This window comes from Pseudomonas sp. P1.31, from assembly GCF_001269815.1.
In the GTDB taxonomy this organism is placed as follows: domain Bacteria; phylum Pseudomonadota; class Gammaproteobacteria; order Pseudomonadales; family Pseudomonadaceae; genus Aquipseudomonas; species Aquipseudomonas rustica.
In genome coordinates this window covers 138,482-154,683 of sequence record NZ_LHVN01000032.1, presented here as the reverse complement: position 1 = coordinate 154,683, position 16,202 = coordinate 138,482, and the positions used below count along the sequence as shown (strand labels likewise).

Here is a 16,202-nt window from a genome sequence, read left to right as displayed (position 1 = left end):
AATGGGAGACAACCACGATGGATTTCTATACCGCTGCGACCTCGAATCACACAGTCATGCCGATCCGATGAGCCTGACTATGCGGTCACTCAGTCTGTTGGCGCTGTGCTGTTTCAGTACCTTTTCATTCGCCGCCGATGTGCCCGGCAGTCAGGATCTGCAGATCGTGCCGCGCCTGGCCGATGCGCAGATTGTCGACTATCGCCCTCCGGTGGAGCTGGAGCGCATCTACCCGATGGGCTCGATCCGCAAGATCAGCGGCCAGTTGCGCTTTGACGGCCAGGTCACCGCCCGAGGCCAAACCACGGCGGTGACCTATGAGTTGCCACCCGAACATTCCGCCACGGAAGCCTTCACCGCTGCTCGCGAAGCCCTGCAAAAGCAGGACGCCGAGTTGCTGTTCTGGTGTCAGGCGCGTGATTGTGGCGAGAGCAGCCTGTGGGCCAACGAGGTGTTCGGCAACTCCAAGCTTTATGGCGCTGATGAACAGCAGGCGTACTTGCTGTTGAGGCTGGCAGCTCCGCGCGACAACACGCTGGTGGCGCTGTACAGCATCACTCGCGGCAATCGCAAAGCCTATCTGCACGTTGAACAGTTCGAAGCAGCGGCGCCGCTGGGCGAGCTGCTGCCGACCTCGGCGACCTTGTTGCGTCAATTGAAAAGCACCGGTGAGCTGGATTTCCCGAACCGCGTGGATGCTCCGGATGACGCTTGGCTGCGGCTGATTTCCCGTGGCTTGAATCTCGACACGACGTTACGCGTGACGGTGTCCGGGCCCAAGGCCGAGGCGTGGCGTCAGGCGTTGATCAATCAGGGCGTACGTGCGGCGCGCATGGAGACCGGCAGCGTCGACGGCGTTGGCCTGCGCATCGATCTGTTGCGATAAGCTGTATCGGGCGAGCGCGCGCGGCGTGTTCGCCTACTCTTGGCCTGACTGACTTTTTCGGAATCTTACATGCTCAATAACGATCGCCTGCTGGTGCAGATCCTCCTGCTGGTGTTGTTTGGCGCCAGCCTGTGGGTGATGGCGCCATTCTGGTCGGCGCTGTTCTGGGGCGCAGTGCTGGCATTCGCCAGTTGGCCGTTGATGCGCCTGCTGACCCGCTGGCTCAATGGCCGGGAATCGCTGGCGGCAGCCATTTTGACGCTGGGCTGGATGTTGCTGGTGGCGGCGCCGCTGGTTTGGCTGGGGTTCAACCTGGCGGATCATGTGCGCGATGCCACGGGTTTCATCAAGGACGTGCAGGTCGACGGTTTGCCGGAAGCGCCGGTGTGGCTGGGGACTGTGCCGTTGGTGGGCGAGCGTCTGGTCGGCATCTGGGACAGTATCGATCAGCAGGGCGCGGCGCTGATGGTGTCGATCAAGCCTTATCTGGGGCAGGTCGGTAACTGGTTGCTGGCGCGCAGTGCGCAGATCGGGGGCGGCATTCTTGAGCTGACGCTGAGTATTGTGTTTGTGTTCTTTTTCTACCGTGACGGGCCGCGACTGGCGGCGTTTGTTCATGGTTTGCTGGAGCGGTTGATTGGTGATCGCGCCGGGTATTACATCGAGCTGGTGGCCGGTACGGTGCAGCGGGTGGTCAACGGGGTGATCGGCACGGCAGCGGCGCAGGCGGTTCTGGCGTTGATCGGGTTTTTGATTGCCGGGGTACCGGGGGCGCTGGTGCTGGGGATTGTGACGTTCCTGCTCAGTCTGATTCCGATGGGGCCGCCGCTGGTTTGGGTGCCGGCGACGGCCTGGCTGGCGTGGAAGGGTGAGTATGGGATGGCGGTGTTTCTCGGGATTTGGGGGACGTTTGTCATCAGTGGCGTGGATAACGTGCTCAAGCCGTATTTGATCAGCCGCGGGGGGAATTTGCCGTTGGTGATTGTGTTGCTTGGGGTGTTTGGCGGGTTGATTGCGTTTGGGTTTATCGGGTTGTTTATTGGGCCTACGTTGTTGGCGGTGGCTTACAGTTTGTTGACGGATTGGAGTAAGAGTCAGGGGCGGGTTGAGGATCGGCGCTGAGTTGTTTGGGCATATCCGTTGCTGCGGGTGTGGCTGATTATGGTTTCGCCCTTACGGCGAGTCACCTTTTCCAAACGCCGAAAAGGTAACCCAAAAGGCTTTGCCCTGACGTCCGGCCCTCGCTAAGGCTCGGGTTCCTTCGCTCCGGGATTGATCCGGGGTTCATCGCCTACGGTTTGCTTCGCTGCACCTCCTCTCGATGTGTTTGGCTGCGCCAAACGGTCGCTGCGCTCCCACCCCGGATCAATCCCTCCACTCAGCCTACCGACGGGCTCCGAGATCAAAATCAAAAGCTTGTCGAGCTTGCGCTCATCCTGTGTAGGAGCTGCCGAAGGCTGCGATCTTTTGATTTTCGTTGATTTCGCCCCTCACCCCAGCCCTCTCCCGAGGGAGAGGGGGCCGATTGGTGGGCTTTTCAAAACTTGAGTTCAACTCGGTATCCCACGTCGGCGTACTTCTACCAAACCACTCGATCAGTCCCCTCTCCCTCCGGGAGAGGGCTAGGGTGAGGGGCTCTTGATTCAGCTCTTCAAACTCGAGTTCAACTCGGTATCCCTCGTCGGCGTATCTCTCCGAATCCACGCGGTCAGTCCCCTCTCCCTCTGGGAGAGGGCTAGGGTGAGGGGTTTTTGATTTTCCGCTGTAGATTGCGTCGCAGGCTCAAGTCGCCACGTTCAAATACTTGCCGACCGGCGCCGCGTTATCGAGCGAGTACTGCTTGCTCAAATTGGCAATCATGCGATTCAGCGCTTCTGTCGTGCTTTGAGTCGAAGCCGTCTGTTCTTCATCCGGGCGTTCGCGTCCAGCCTGTAAAGCGGCTTTCAGTTCATCACTGCTTACGCCGCCACTGCTGTCGCTATCGAGTGCTTGGAGCAGGGCGGCGCTGGTGTCGGTGTTGCTCGTTGAGGTGCTGTCGCTGGTTTGCAACGCGCTGCTCAGTTCGGTGGCGGTGACACTGCCGTCGCCATCGGCATCGAGTTGGCTGAACAGTTCGTCGCTGTTCATTTGTGGCGGTGGCGGTGGCGGGGGTGGCGTCAGGCTGGCGGTGAGTTCGTCCTGGCTGACGGTGCCGTCCTTGTTTTTGTCCAGGGCGGAGAAGATTTCGCTGCTGTCGGCGGAGCTGCCGACGCTGGTCAGGCCGCTGCTGAGCTCGTCGCTGTTGATGGTGCCGTCGCCGTTGCTGTCGAGTTTGGCGAACAGTTCTTTTTGCAGTTCCTGACTGCGGGCGTTCCGTGTGGTGTTGCTGGTGCTGGTATAGCTCGTGTAGTTGCTGACGCTACCGATCATTGGACTCACTCCCTGGAATGAAAACCGGTGGGTGTACCGGCTTATGCAGCGTCGGGGCGCAAGTTGTCGGGGGTATGTGCGATTTGTACCGGGTGGTACACAGATCAAAAGAACATCACTAAACCCTTTGGGAGCGGGCTTGCTCGCGAATGCAGTGGGTCAGTCAAATCATTGCTGGCTGACACGCCGCTTTCGCGAGCAGGCTCACTCCTACAAGGGGATGATGGTGGTTTCAGGGGCGGGGCAGGCGGATGATGGCGGTGAGGCCGCCGCCCGGGGTTTCTTCCAGATTCAGCTGTCCGCCCAGACGCTGCGCGGCTTCGCGGGCGATGGTCATGCCGAGGCCGACGCCGCCGGAGTTGCGGTTGCGTGAGCCTTCCAGTCGGTAGAACGGCTCAAACACCGCTTCACGTTTGTCGGCGGCGATGCCCGGGCCGTGGTCGATCACGCGAATCAGCAGTTGTTCACGCTGATCCTCCAGTTCGATCCGCGCCTGCCCGGCATAGCGCAGCGCGTTGTCCATCAGGTTGTTAAGGCATGAGCGCAGCGCCATCGGTTGCACGGGCAGCGGCGCGCAATGGCCGCTGACCTGCACGTCGGCGCCCTGATCCTGGGCGTTTTCGCACAACGATTCGACCAGCGCCTGCACGTCCATCAGTTGCAGGGCTTCGCTGGTGCGCTGTTCGTGCAGGTAGGTGAGGGTGGCGTCGAGCATGCCGATCATGTCGTCGAGATCCTGACGCATCTGGCCTTGCAGCTTTTCATCGCTGATGTTTTCCAGGCGCAGTTTCAGGCGTGACAGCGGCGTGCGCAGGTCGTGGGAAACGGCGCCGAGCATGCGCGCGCGTTGCTGCACCTGTTCGCGGATGCGCTGTTGCATCAGGTTGAAGGTGTGCGCCGCTTGCCGGGCTTCTTTCGGGCCTGATTCGTCGAGCGGCGGGCTGTCGAGGTTTTCGCTGAGGCGTTCGGCGGCGTCGCTCAGGCGCTGGATCGGTCGGGTCAGCAGTTTGGCGCCGTACCATGCGGCGATCATCAGCGAAATGAACTGAAACGTCAGCGGCACCAACGGCCCGCCAAACCATGGGCGCGGTGGACGCGGTTCGAAGCGCGGATCCATCGGCGGACGCGGGCCGTCGACGCCCTCGGAAAATTCCGGCGGTGGCGGCGGAGGAGGCGGGCCGTAGTGGTGGAACCAGGCAAACGCCAGCAAGTGCGCCAGGACGATCGCCACGAACAGCATGCCAAACAGGCGGCCGAACAGCGTGTCGAAGCGCGCTCGCATCAGCCGATGTCCCGCGCGTCGAACAGGTAACCCTCACCGCGCACGGTTTTGATCAACTGCGGGGCTTTCGGATCGTCGCCGAGTTTCTGTCGCAAGCGTGACACCAGCAAATCGATGCTGCGGTCGAACGCTTCGATCGAGCGACCGCGCGCGGCATCGAGCAGTTGTTCGCGGCTGAGCACCCGGCGCGGGCGTTCGATAAACACCCAGAGCAAGCGGAATTCGGCGTTGGACAGCGGCACCACGAGGCCGTCATCGGCGATCAACTGGCGCAGGACGCTGTTCAGGCGCCAGTTGTCGAAGCGAATATTCGCACGCTGTTCGGTACGGTCGTCGCGCACGCGGCGCAGAATCGTCTGAATGCGCGCCACCAGTTCGCGCGGTTCGAACGGCTTGGCCATGTAGTCATCAGCGCCGAGTTCGAGGCCGATGATGCGGTCGGTCGGCTCGCAGCGCGCGGTGAGCATCAGGATCGGGATGTCCGATTCGCTGCGCAGCCAGCGGCACAGCGACAAACCGTCTTCGCCGGGCAGCATCAGGTCGAGCACCACCACGTCGAAATGTTCGGCCTGCATCGCCAAACGCATCGCCGCGCCATCGGTCACACCGCTGGCGTGGATATTGAAACGCGCAAGGTAGTCGATCATCAGCTCGCGGATCGGCACATCGTCGTCGACGATCAGCGCGCGAATGCTCCAGCGTTTGTCGTCTTTGGGCTCATCAGTCGCGGTCATTTGGGTGTTGTGCATGAGGCTGTTCGTCTGCCAGGTAGGCCGCCAACCACAAAGATGGGCTGCGAGGTAGTGGTTTCAGCATAGGCGTCCGGCCGTGAGGCGGGAAGTGCTGATGTAAGGACGTGTTGCGGCTGGCGAGGCTAGCGCGGGTGCTTGTTGCTGGCGTGTCGGCTGTGTATCGGAGTCGACACAATAGCAGCGAGCGCTATGCTGATCACGGTTGGCGCGACGATTTACCGATCATCGGGTGCCGCGCCGCCGCCGGTTCCGCTACAATGCGCGCCGATTTCGTCCTGCCTGAGAGCCCATTCATGTCCGCCTGCCAGACTCCTATCATCGTCGCCCTGGATTTTCCCACCCGTGACGCCGCACTGAAGCTGGCCGACCAGTTGGACCCGAAACTGTGCCGGGTCAAAGTGGGCAAGGAATTGTTCACCAGCTGCGCCGCAGAAATCGTCGGCACCCTGCGTGACAAGGGTTTTGAGGTATTCCTCGACCTGAAATTCCACGACATTCCCAACACCACCGCGATGGCCGTGAAAGCCGCTGCCGAGATGGGCGTGTGGATGGTCAACGTTCACTGCTCCGGCGGTATGCGCATGATGGCTGCTTGCCGTGAAGTGCTCGACAAGCGCACGGGCCCGCAACCGTTGCTGATCGGCGTGACCGTGCTGACTTCGATGGAGCGAGAAGATTTGGCCGGTATCGGTCTGGACATCGAGCCACAAGAGCAAGTGCTGCGTCTGGCTGCACTGGCCGAGAAGGCTGGCATGGACGGTCTGGTGTGCTCGGCGCTGGAAGCCACCGCACTGAAAACCGCGCACCCGTCGCTGCAACTGGTGACCCCGGGGATTCGCCCGGCGGGCAGCGCGCAAGACGATCAGCGCCGCATTCTGACCCCGCGTCAGGCGCTGGATGCCGGTTCGGATTATCTGGTGATTGGCCGTCCGATCAGCCAGGCGGCGGATCCGGCTCAGGCATTGGCTTCGGTAGTCGCCGAAATCGCCTAAAAGATCGCAGCCTTCGGCAGCTCCTACAGGGCTATGTGAACACCTGTAGGAGCTGCGGCACGCTGCGATCTTTTGATCTTCTGCTTTAAACCTTCAACACCAACTTGCCAAAGTTCTCGCCGCTGAACAATTTCATCAGCGTCTCCGGAAACGTCTCCAGACCTTCGACGATATCTTCCTTGCTCTTGAGCTGCCCCTTGGCCATCCAGCCGGCCATTTCCTGCGCCGCGCTGGCGTACTGCGCCGCGTAATCCATCACCACAAAACCTTCCATCCGCGCGCGGTTGACCAGCAGCGACAGGTAATTGGCCGGGCCTTTGACCGCCTCTTTATTGTTGTACTGGCTGATCGCGCCGCAAATCACCACCCGCGCTTTCAGATTCAAACGGCTCAGTACCGCGTCGAGAATGTCACCGCCAACGTTATCGAAATACACGTCCACGCCTTTCGGGCATTCGCGTTTGAGCCCGGCGATCACGTCTTCGTTTTTGTAATCGATGGCGCCGTCGAAACCCAGCTCATCAATGAGGAATTTGCACTTGTCGGCGCCACCGGCGATGCCCACCACGCGGCAACCTTTGATCTTGGCGATCTGCCCGGCAATGCTGCCCACCGCGCCGGCCGCGCCGGACAACACCACGGTGTCGCCCGCTTTCGGCGCGCCGACGTCCAGCAAAGCGAAGTAGGCGGTCATGCCGGTCATGCCCAGCGCTGACAGATACACCGGCAGCGGGGCCAGTTTCGGATCGACTTTGTAGAAACCTCGTGGCTCGCCGAGGAAATAATCCTGCACGCCAATGGCACCGTTAACGTAGTCGCCGACGGCAAATCCCGGATTATTCGAGGCGACGACTTTTCCCACGCCCAATGCGCGCATGACTTCACCGATGCCGACCGGTGGGATGTAGGACTTGCCCTCGTTCATCCAGCCACGCATGGCCGGGTCGAGGGACAGGTATTCGTTCTTGATCAGAATCTGGCCCGCCGCCGGCTCGCCGACCGGTACTTCCTGATAGGTGAAAGTCTCGCGGGTGGCTGCGCCCACCGGGCGTTTGGCGAGCAGGAACTGGCGATTGGTCTGGTTGGTCATGGCAGGCACTCGAACGGAATGAAGCCTTGTTGATAGACCTTCATGGCCGATGCCGCAAGGTTGGCTGATGCGGCGAATGCACGTCGATCCAGTGCAGTGATGATCACCGGGCCGGTTTTATCACTGCAACGCATGGGCGCCTAAACAGCCACTGGATAGTGCTGACGCCCGGCCAACCGCTGTGGCTATGCTGCAACGCTAAGCATTCCCCCTGCATCTATGCGTTCGAGGACATAACAATGAGCATGACGTTTTCCGGTCAGGTTGTCGTAGTCACAGGCGCGGCCAACGGCATCGGCCGTGCGACCGCCCAGGCATTCGCCGCCGAAGGCTTGAAAGTGGTGGTCGCCGATCTGGATTCCGCAGGGGGCGAGGGCACCGTGGCGCTGATTCGTACAGCCGGCGGCGAAGCGACCTTCGTCCGCTGTAACGTGACCGTCGAGAGCGAAGTGAAAAATCTGATGGACGAGGTGATCAATACCTACGGCCGTCTCGACTATGCCTTCAACAATGCCGGGATCGAAATCGAGAAGGGCAAGCTGGCTGAGGGCTCGATGGACGAGTTCGACGCGATCATCGGCGTCAATGTCAAAGGCGTCTGGCTGTGCATGAAGTACCAGTTGCCATTGCTGCTGGCACAGGGCGGCGGGGCGATCGTCAACACCGCTTCGGTCGCCGGTCTTGGCGCAGCGCCGAAGATGAGCATCTATGCGGCGTCGAAACACGCAGTGATCGGCCTGACCAAATCGGCGGCCATCGAATACGCCAAGAAGAAAATCCGCGTCAACGCCGTGTGCCCGGCGGTGATCGACACCGACATGTTCCGTCGCGCCTACGAGGCCGACCCGAAGAAAGGCGAGTTTGCCAACGCCATGCACCCGGTCGGCCGCATCGGCAAGGTCGAAGAAATCGCCAGCGCGGTGTTGTACCTGTGCAGCGACGGTGCGGCGTTCACCACCGGTCATTCGCTGGCAGTAGATGGCGGTGTGACCGCGTTCTGAACCTGCTCCCTCACCCAGCAATGTGTATCAAATAGTTAGATCGAGCGCTTTTGTCGGCTTTGTCGCACAGCCTCCTGACGGCGGCTGTGATTTACTGCGGCCAGCAAAACGGACAGGAGTTTGTGCGCTCATGGAATTGAGAATCGACCGACAGGCATTGGTGCCAGTGGTGCAGCAAATCGTTGATGGAATGACGGAGTGGGTCGCGCAGAGTGGCGTCGCGCCCGCCACTCGTTTGCCCTCGGTTCGGCAAATTGCCCGGGGCAACTTGCTCAGCCAGTCCTGTGTGACCGAGGCCTGCGAGCGGCTGGTCGCGCAGGGGATTCTGGCTTCATGCCAAGGCACGGGGTTCATGGTGGCCGCATCACCCAAGACGCTGTGCGGACAGGGCGAGGGCGAGGCTGGTTGCAGCGGCTTCTACGGCGCTGCTGGCGGATTGAAGCTGGGCAGCGGCGGCTTGCCCGAGAGTTGGCGCGAGTCCGATGACTTGAGCTATGCGATCCGCGAGGTTGCCCGCACGGACATGGCCAGCCTGTTCAACTACAGCAGCGCGGCAGGCCTTCCGGCGCTACGCGAGCAGATCGTCAAACGCCTGAAAATATTCAATATCGATGCGCCTGCAGAGCAATTGCTCACCACGGCGGGTGCCAGCCATGCACTGGATTTGATCGTGCGCACCCTGTTGCAAGCGGGAGATTGCGTGGTCGTGGAAACACCCGGATACGCGCCACTGTTCAATCTGCTGCGCTTGAACGGAGTGAACATGATCGAGGTGCGCCGCACGCCGACCGGGCCTGATCTCGACGCGCTTGAAAGATTGCTGGGTGAATTTCGCCCGGTGGCGATGTTCATCAACAGTCATCACCACAATCCCACGGGTACCAGCCTGACAGCGGCCGCGGCTCAGCAGGTTTTGTACTTGTGCAGGCTGCATGATGTCCGCCTGATCGAAGACGATGTCTACGCCGATCTACACAGTGGTAACGGTACCCGGCTGGCGGCGCTGGATGACCGGGTGATTTACGTCGGCAGTTTTTCGAAAACCCTTAGCAGTTCATTACGGGTCGGTTTCGTCCTCGCCGAACCTGAAGTGATTGCCCGTCTGGCGCAAGTGAAGATGATCAGCAGCATGGGCGCCTCGAGCTTCAGTGAGGCGGTTGTGGCAAGCCTCATGGCCAGCGGCGCTTATCGAAAACTGGTGCAGCGCCAGCGTCAGCGCCTGAATACCGATCGCACCGCCGCATTGCAGTTGCTGGAAGACGCCGATTGGGAAGTGTTCGGCAAGCCTACGGGCGGATTGTTCATTTGGGCGCGGGCGCCGCAGACCGATGATGTTCGGTTGTGCCGCCAGGCTCAGCTCAGTGGTGTGTTGCTGTCGGCGTCCAGTGTGTTCAGTCCGAGTGGCGAAAGCAGCGATTGGCAGCGGATCAATGTGGCGCATGCCTGTGATCCGCGCGCGCGGCAGTTTTTTCGCAACACTTGTGCGGATCGACCTCGAGTGTTCTGAAAACGACGCGGACGTAGCTTTTTGCCATTATTCCGACGCCAGAGACTTGTGCTGCCTGTTGGCCGTTGCGACTCTGCGTTCACAGACTTTGGCAGGGGATTAAGCGCAATGATTTCGGCCGTGCAAGGACGTTTTGCCAACCTCGGTATGGCAAAAAAACTGGGTATCGGATTTGCACTGGTGCTGCTGTTGACCGCGCTTGTCGCGGCGATTGGCGTCTGGTCTCTGCAAACCATCAGTCAGCGTTTTGATGGGCTCAAACAGATGTCATCGCTCAATAGCGGTCTGCTCGATGTGCGGCTGCTGGAGCAGGAATATGCGCTGCGCGGCAATCCGAAAACCGCCGATGCCTTGCGTGAAGGCGTCGATGGGCTGATTGCTCAATCCAACGCGCTCAAGGCGCAATCAGCGGCCAACGTGCCGGTGATGAACGATGTCGTGCAATCGCTGGAGGCCTATCGCAAGGCCTTCGATGAATTTGTTTCGCTGACCCAGACCAAGGATCTGGCACTGGAGATGGCCAGTTGGTCGGTGTCCAGCGTCGCCAATAACCTTGATGTGTTGCAGGCCGGGTTGGCGGACGACGGCGCCTATACCCTGAAAGAGTCCGAGGGCAAGGACGGTGCGCAATTCATCGAGCAAGCCAGTCAGGTCAGTCAGGTGTCGCGGCTGATGTTGCAGGCGATGAACGAGGCGCGGGTTCGTCTGGATCAAAGTCGCAAGGGCGATGCTGACGGCGCCGACAAAGGCAATATCGAGCAGGCCGCGCAGGCTCAGGCGCAGGCCGAGGCGCTGAAGTCGACGGTCAAGGACGAGGGTTATCTGACGGTGCTCAATGAAGTATCGGGGCACATCGCCGGTTTCAACGAGAAGCTGGCGGAGTACACCGGGTTGTTGGCGCAGGAAAAAACCGTCTACGGCCAATTGCATCAGCGGGCCGCGCAAGTGGTGGAACGGGTCAATCAGGCGTACGTCGCTGAAGACGGCGCGATGCAGGCTGAGCTGAAGGAGAATTCGCTGCTGATTATTGCTTCGTCGGCGTTGGCGCTGTTGGTCGGGTTGATTGCGGCGTGGGTGATTACGCGATTGATCGTTGCGCCGTTGCGCAGTGTGATTCAGGTGGCGCAGCAGATTGCGGCGGGGGATTTGAGTGCGACAGTGCCGGTGACGCGTCGTGATGAAATTGGCCAGTTGATGCTGGCGATGCAGCAGATGGGCGCGGGGTTGAGCACGATTGTCAGCGGGTTGCAGGCGGGTATCGAGCAGTTGGCGAGTTCGGCGCAATCGCTATCGGCGGTGACTGAGCAGACCAATCTTGAGGTCAGCAGTCAGAAGGAGGAAACCGAGCAGGTTGCCACCGCGATGAATCAGATGACGGCGACGGTGCATGATGTTGCGCGCAATGCCGAAGAGGCGGCGTTGGCGGCGCAGACGGCGGACAGCAAGGTCGAAAGTGGTCAGCGGGTGGTGCGGCAGAGCATGGCGCGGATCGAGCAGTTGGCGGATTCGGCAACATCGGCGAGTTCCAGCATCGAGAGCCTGAGTGCCGAGATTCAGAATATCGGCACGGTGCTGGGGGTGATCAAGAGCGTGGCCGAGCAGACCAATCTGTTGGCGTTGAACGCGGCGATCGAGGCGGCGCGCGCCGGGGAGCAGGGCAGGGGTTTTGCGGTGGTCGCGGATGAGGTGCGTGCGTTGGCGCGGCGTACGCAGCAGTCGACCGAGGAGATTGAGCGCTTGGTCAGTGCGTTGCGGGCGGCCGCGCATTCATCGGTGCAGCAGATTCAGAGCAGTGGTGAGTTGGTGAAGCTGGCGGTGAGTGATGCGCTGCAGACGGAGAGTGCGCTGGGGAGTATTGCGGCGGCTGTGTCGTTGATTCAGCAGATGAATCAGCAGATTGCGGCGGCGGCGGAGGAGCAGAGTTCGGTGGCGGAGGAGATTAATCGCAGTGTGACGAGTATTCGTGCGAGTGCGGATCAATCTTCGTTGGCTATGCGGGGGAATGCGGCTTCTAGTGTGGAGTTGGCGCAGTTGGGGGTTGGGTTGCGGGGGATGGTTGGGCATTTTCGGCTTTGACGCTTTTGGTGTGGCTTGGCGGCCTTTGGGCCGACCATGTTCTTGGGGTTTTGGGTGTATATCCGGTTCTTCGGGGGTTGCGGCTGGCGGTTTCGCTCTTACAGCGACTCCCTTTGGCAGACGCCCCAAAGGAAGCAAAGGTCTGGGCCCCGGCGTTCGGCCCGCTCGCTGGGGCTCGGGGTTCCTTCGTTACGGGATTCATCCGGGGGCATCGCCTCCGGTTTGCTTCGCTGCACCTCCTCTCGATGTGTTTGGCTGCGCCAAACGTCGCTGCGCTCCTACCCCCGGATAAATCCCTCCACTCAGCCTTCCGAAGGGGCCAGCACGGCAAGATCAAAAGCCGCAGCCGAGCTTGCGCTCATCCTGTGTAGGAGCTGCCGAAGGCTGCGATCTTTTGATCTTGCTTTTGATTTTGTAGGAGCAGAGCTTGCTCGCGAAGGCGGCCTGACAGCCAACCATGCTCTGTCTGATCCAACACCATCCAACTGTGAAAGCTAGCCTGCTAGCGATGGCGATCTCCCACCACCCAATTCCCATCCATCACCCACAAAAAAGCCACCTCCCGGTGGCTTCTCTCGCTACTTCTTCAATCAGTCGTAAATCACTTTCTTCTTCCAGTCCGCATCCGCCTCTACATCTTTCAAACCTGTGGTCAGTTGGTTCTCTTCGCCTTCGACCGGTGCAATTTTGTCCATGACCTGGGCGTTGGCGCGGGCCAGCAGTTTTTCCAGGTATTGCAGTTGTTCGGCGTAGGCCTGCGGGTCTTGTTGTTTGCGCAGGTATTGCACGCCGCGTTCGAAGGCGAGGCGGGCTTGGCCGGGTTGGTTTTGTTGCAGGGATTGTTGGCCGAGGTTGTTGAAGAATTCGATGTGCAGCAGTACGAGGATGTGGCGGACTTCGCGGATCCACTGTTTGGCTTCGTTCGGTGGCAGGAAGCCGTCGTGGGCGGCGCGGGTGATTTGGCCGTGCAGGGCTTCGAGCAGGAAGCGCACGTCTTTGGCTTTGGCTTCGGTCAGGATCGGTGCCGGCGGGTTGTTGACCGGGATCGATTCGCCCTGGGCGACCAATGCGCTGAGTTCGCTGATGCGCGCTTTGGTGGTGGCGCTGGTTTTTTCCAGGTTGAGCAGGCGCTGGCAGACGTTGAGTTCCAGTCGGGTCAGCAACAGTTTCAGCGCAGGGGTCATGAACTGGCCGGGAAAGGTCTCGGTCAGTTCGCCGCAGCGGCGCAGGCGGTCGTTGAGTTCGACCTTGGTGCGGGCCTTCTCCAGTTTGTTGTTTTCCACCACATGGTTCATGTAGCCAATGGCGATCAGAATTGCGATCCCGGCTACGACTAGCAGGGTGATCATGAGTGGTGTCACCGGTAAGACCTCTTTATAGGGTTCACTTGCGAGTTCAGTGGCTCGGCATTCAGCTGGCTGCCGCTGCTCGACACGTTGGATCGGTAGCTTCTGTCTATATCGGCCACGCACTGCTTAGATGAATGCTGGCGCGGTAAGCGCATATGGCCATCACTGTGCGGTGGACTATAACGCCTTGGCGTGTGGCGGAATATAGGCGTCAATCGTCGGGCGACGGAAAAGCCTGATTGACTTGGTAAAGCAGGTCGAAGTCATTGATTTAAATAAATTTATATCAAGGGGTTGACGACCCCTTAATCCATCCATAGAATGCGCGCCACTTACAGCGTAAAGCACACAGCGAAACGCGGTAGGGAGTGAAGTTGTAGCGTGTCCCCTTCGTCTAGTGGCCTAGGACACCGCCCTTTCACGGCGGTAACAGGGGTTCGAGTCCCCTAGGGGACGCCATTGCGGGAATAGCTCAGTTGGTAGAGCACGACCTTGCCAAGGTCGGGGTCGCGAGTTCGAGTCTCGTTTCCCGCTCCATTTTTAAACAGCAGTGCTTTCGGGCGGTGCTGAGTGAAACCAGAACCAAGTCTTCGGATGCGGATCTGGACACCGAAACACACACCATGTGTTCCGGGTAGCGTGTCCCCTTCGTCTAGTGGCCTAGGACACCGCCCTTTCACGGCGGTAACAGGGGTTCGAGTCCCCTAGGGGACGCCATTTGCGGGAATAGCTCAGTTGGTAGAGCACGACCTTGCCAAGGTCGGGGTCGCGAGTTCGAGTCTCGTTTCCCGCTCCAAATTCTAGAAACGCCGCTCAGTGAGCGGCGTTTTTATTAGTGAAAGTTGTAGCCTGTGTCCCCTTCGTCTAGTGGCCTAGGACACCGCCCTTTCACGGCGGTAACAGGGGTTCGAGTCCCCTAGGGGACGCCATTGCGGGAATAGCTCAGTTGGTAGAGCACGACCTTGCCAAGGTCGGGGTCGCGAGTTCGAGTCTCGTTTCCCGCTCCATATTCAACAAAAACGCCGATCAGTGATGATCGGCGTTTTTGTTTGTGCGCGATTTATCGTCGCCCATAAAAAAGGACCTTTACGGTCCTTTTTTTGTTTCCGTTACAGCTTCGGCAGTTGCCCGATGCGCCCCATCATTTCGGTGACGATCTGCAGATCCAGCAAGAACTGGTCAACAGTCTTGAATTCGCCATCGGTGTGCCCGGTGTATTTCACCTCGGGACGCGCCAGACCAAACTGCACGCCATTCGGCAATTCATGCACCGACGTCGCGCCGGCAGAGGTGCCGAACTCGTGCTTCATGCCAAGGTTTTCCGTCGACACTGCCAGCAGCGCCTTGACCCATTCGCCTTCCGGGTTGCGGTACATCGGCTCGGCGATCGAGTAATCGAAGGTCACGGCAACGTGGGTTTTCTTCGTCCACGCGCTCAGCTTGTCAGCAATTTCAGCCTTGAGTTTTTCTGGCGATTTGCCCTTCGGCACGCGCAGATTGACTGCCAGTTTGAAGGCTTTGTCGTTCTCACCAACGTAGGTCAAAGAAGTGGTCAGCGGGCCCATGAAGCTGTCGGCGAAACCGACTTTCAAGGTGTTGCCCAGATAATCCAGGCCCCAATTGTCGGCGGCGTAGCGGGCTGCGTCGGTGAACTGGTTGTGCTTGAGGGCGACTTTGCCGTTCAGGCTATTGATGAACACCAACATGCGCGCCACCGGGTTCACACCCGATTCCGGCTCGGAGGAGTGCGCAGAAACACCGGTCACCGTCAGTTTGACGTCTTTGCCATCAACCTTGGCCGCCACTTCGAAGTTGCCGCCGTTGTTTTTGGCGAACTCATTGCCGGCCTTTTGCAGACTCGCCGCCAGTTCGGCAGGTTTGTCCGTCACCAACGTCACGACGGAGGCCGATGGAATCTGGTTGGTCGCCAGGCCGCCGGTCATCGAAGTGATTTCGGCGCCTTTGCCTTCAGCTTTGCGCTTGGCGAAGTTGGCCATCACGGTGCCGTAACCTTTCTCGGCAATTACCACCGGGTAACCGCCATCCAGCGCCATGTTGTAGGCCGGCGTCGGGTTGTGTTCGAAGTAGTAAGGGATCGCGTCACCGGTGGTCTCTTCGGTGGTGTCGACCAGCAGCTTGAAGTTGCGTGCCAGTGGCAGCTTTTCTTCTTTGATGACCTTCATCGCGTACATCGCGACGACGATGCCGTTCTTGTCATCCTCGGTGCCGCGACCGTACATGCGATCGCCAATCAGCGTGACCTTGAACGGATCGAGTTTGGTGCCGTCCTTGAGCACCCAGTTTTCCGGGGTAACCGGCACCACGTCGGCGTGCGCGTGAATGCCGACGACTTCATCGCCCTGGCCTTCCAGCGAAATCTCGTAAACGCGGTTATCGACGTTGCGGAAATTCAGGTTGAAAGACTCGGCCAGGCTTTTGATCTTGGCGGCGATCTTGATGAACTCAGGGTTGTCGTGCTGTGCTACACCTTCCTTCTGGAAGGTCGGAATCTCGACCAGTTCGCGCAGGGTTTCCAGCGCGGCTTTGCCGTACTTCACGCGGGTGTAAATGCCTAACAGACGATGAATCTCGTTCTGCTGCTCAGCGTTCAGGGTTTTGTTGTCGAGGAAAGCGCTGATGGCCGGGCCGAGGTTGTCGGTTTTAGCGATATCGCTTTTGGCCAGACTGCCCAGAAACTCGCGAAAATCCGTGACGGTTTTGGCGTCGAAGGATTTCAGGATGACCGCGCTCTGCTCTGGGGTGATGTTGGCTTGAGCGGCGGTGGTGAACGAGGCGAGGCTGGCCAGCATCAGGGTAGCGGCGGCCAGTTGCTTGAGGGAAAAGTCCATTACGGAGGC

At 59.8% G+C, this 16,202-nt stretch carries 13 protein-coding genes, 6 tRNA genes and 1 pseudogene; 13 read left to right on the top strand and 7 right to left on the bottom strand.

Annotated elements, in window-relative coordinates; translation table 11 throughout:
- The first annotated feature begins 79 nt into the window (after positions 1-79).
- Both AD669_RS19445 and AD669_RS19440 read left to right on the top strand, forming a co-directional pair.
- Positions 80-886 carry a DUF4892 domain-containing protein gene (locus tag AD669_RS19445; protein WP_053122728.1) on the top strand — a complete coding sequence of 269 codons (807 nt, stop codon included), beginning with the start codon at positions 80-82 and terminating at the stop codon, positions 884-886.
- 69 nt (positions 887-955) lie between these two features.
- Positions 956-2,008: an AI-2E family transporter gene (locus AD669_RS19440; RefSeq protein ID WP_053122726.1), complete on the top strand. Its 1,053-nt coding sequence runs from the start codon at positions 956-958 to the stop codon at positions 2,006-2,008.
- 660 nt (positions 2,009-2,668) lie between these two features.
- Here AD669_RS19440 and xopAW read toward each other — a convergent pair.
- The 3 genes from xopAW to AD669_RS19420 all read right to left on the bottom strand — a co-directional run bounded on the left by xopAW (position 2,669) and on the right by AD669_RS19420 (position 5,326).
- Entirely contained in the window at positions 2,669-3,295 is a 627-nt protein-coding gene (xopAW, locus tag AD669_RS19430; RefSeq protein WP_053122722.1) for an EF-hand domain-containing protein, read from the bottom strand.
- 232 nt (positions 3,296-3,527) lie between these two features.
- On the bottom strand, positions 3,528-4,577 hold the full coding sequence (locus tag AD669_RS19425; RefSeq protein ID WP_053122721.1) for a HAMP domain-containing sensor histidine kinase: 1,050 nt from the start codon (positions 4,575-4,577) through the stop codon (positions 3,528-3,530).
- The gene (locus AD669_RS19420) at positions 4,577-5,326 is read right to left on the bottom strand and encodes a response regulator (RefSeq protein ID WP_053122719.1); all 750 of its coding nucleotides are present in this window, start codon (positions 5,324-5,326) and stop codon (positions 4,577-4,579) included. The genes AD669_RS19425 and AD669_RS19420 overlap by 1 nt, the downstream gene beginning before the upstream one ends.
- Positions 5,327-5,622: 296 nt before the next feature.
- On the opposite strand from AD669_RS19420, the gene pyrF reads away from it, so the two are divergent.
- Positions 5,623-6,321: an orotidine-5'-phosphate decarboxylase gene (pyrF, locus tag AD669_RS19415; protein ID WP_172680142.1), complete on the top strand. Its 699-nt coding sequence runs from the start codon at positions 5,623-5,625 to the stop codon at positions 6,319-6,321.
- Positions 6,322-6,406: 85 nt separating this feature from the next.
- Here pyrF and AD669_RS19410 read toward each other — a convergent pair whose 3' ends face one another.
- Both AD669_RS19410 and AD669_RS28490 read right to left on the bottom strand, forming a co-directional pair.
- Positions 6,407-7,411, bottom strand: a complete 1,005-nt coding sequence (locus AD669_RS19410; RefSeq protein ID WP_053122715.1) for an NADP-dependent oxidoreductase — start codon at positions 7,409-7,411, stop codon at positions 6,407-6,409.
- Positions 7,408-7,545, bottom strand: coding sequence for a hypothetical protein (locus AD669_RS28490; RefSeq protein ID WP_156316174.1), 138 nt, complete (start codon positions 7,543-7,545; stop codon positions 7,408-7,410). The genes AD669_RS19410 and AD669_RS28490 overlap by 4 nt, the downstream gene beginning before the upstream one ends.
- Before the next feature lie 105 nt (positions 7,546-7,650).
- Between AD669_RS28490 and AD669_RS19405 the strand changes: the two genes are divergently transcribed.
- From AD669_RS19405 to AD669_RS29045, 4 genes and pseudogenes are all read left to right on the top strand, one after another.
- The gene (locus AD669_RS19405; protein ID WP_053122713.1) at positions 7,651-8,412 is read left to right on the top strand and encodes an SDR family oxidoreductase; all 762 of its coding nucleotides are present in this window, start codon (positions 7,651-7,653) and stop codon (positions 8,410-8,412) included.
- 130 nt (positions 8,413-8,542) lie between these two features.
- Positions 8,543-9,919: a PLP-dependent aminotransferase family protein gene (locus AD669_RS19400; RefSeq protein WP_053122706.1), complete on the top strand. Its 1,377-nt coding sequence runs from the start codon at positions 8,543-8,545 to the stop codon at positions 9,917-9,919.
- Positions 9,920-10,027: 108 nt separating this feature from the next.
- Positions 10,028-11,134 (top strand): annotated as a pseudogene (locus AD669_RS29050) (HAMP domain-containing protein); the annotation flags it as partial.
- Positions 11,114-11,995, top strand: coding sequence for a methyl-accepting chemotaxis protein (locus AD669_RS29045; protein WP_371262382.1), 882 nt, complete (start codon positions 11,114-11,116; stop codon positions 11,993-11,995). The pseudogene AD669_RS29050 and the gene AD669_RS29045, both read left to right, overlap by 21 nt.
- Before the next feature lie 590 nt (positions 11,996-12,585).
- On the opposite strand, the gene AD669_RS19385 is transcribed toward AD669_RS29045, so the two are convergent.
- Complete coding sequence (locus AD669_RS19385; RefSeq protein WP_053122697.1) at positions 12,586-13,344, bottom strand: hypothetical protein; 759 nt, start codon at positions 13,342-13,344, stop codon at positions 12,586-12,588.
- Between the two features lie 383 nt (positions 13,345-13,727).
- On the opposite strand from AD669_RS19385, the gene AD669_RS19380 reads away from it, so the two are divergent.
- The 6 genes from AD669_RS19380 to AD669_RS19355 all read left to right on the top strand — a co-directional run bounded on the left by AD669_RS19380 (position 13,728) and on the right by AD669_RS19355 (position 14,351).
- A tRNA-Glu gene (locus AD669_RS19380) sits at positions 13,728-13,803 on the top strand.
- Positions 13,804-13,805: 2 nt separating this feature from the next.
- Positions 13,806-13,881 (top strand) — tRNA-Gly (locus AD669_RS19375).
- A gap of 104 nt (positions 13,882-13,985) precedes the next feature.
- Positions 13,986-14,061 (top strand) — tRNA-Glu (locus AD669_RS19370).
- A gap of 3 nt (positions 14,062-14,064) precedes the next feature.
- A tRNA-Gly gene (locus tag AD669_RS19365) sits at positions 14,065-14,140 on the top strand.
- Positions 14,141-14,197: 57 nt separating this feature from the next.
- A tRNA-Glu gene (locus tag AD669_RS19360) sits at positions 14,198-14,273 on the top strand.
- Between the two features lie 2 nt (positions 14,274-14,275).
- Positions 14,276-14,351 (top strand) — tRNA-Gly (locus AD669_RS19355).
- 102 nt (positions 14,352-14,453) lie between these two features.
- Here AD669_RS19355 and AD669_RS19350 read toward each other — a convergent pair.
- Complete coding sequence (locus AD669_RS19350) at positions 14,454-16,193, bottom strand: dipeptidase (protein ID WP_053122694.1); 1,740 nt, start codon at positions 16,191-16,193, stop codon at positions 14,454-14,456.
- Positions 16,194-16,202: the final 9 nt, after the last annotated feature.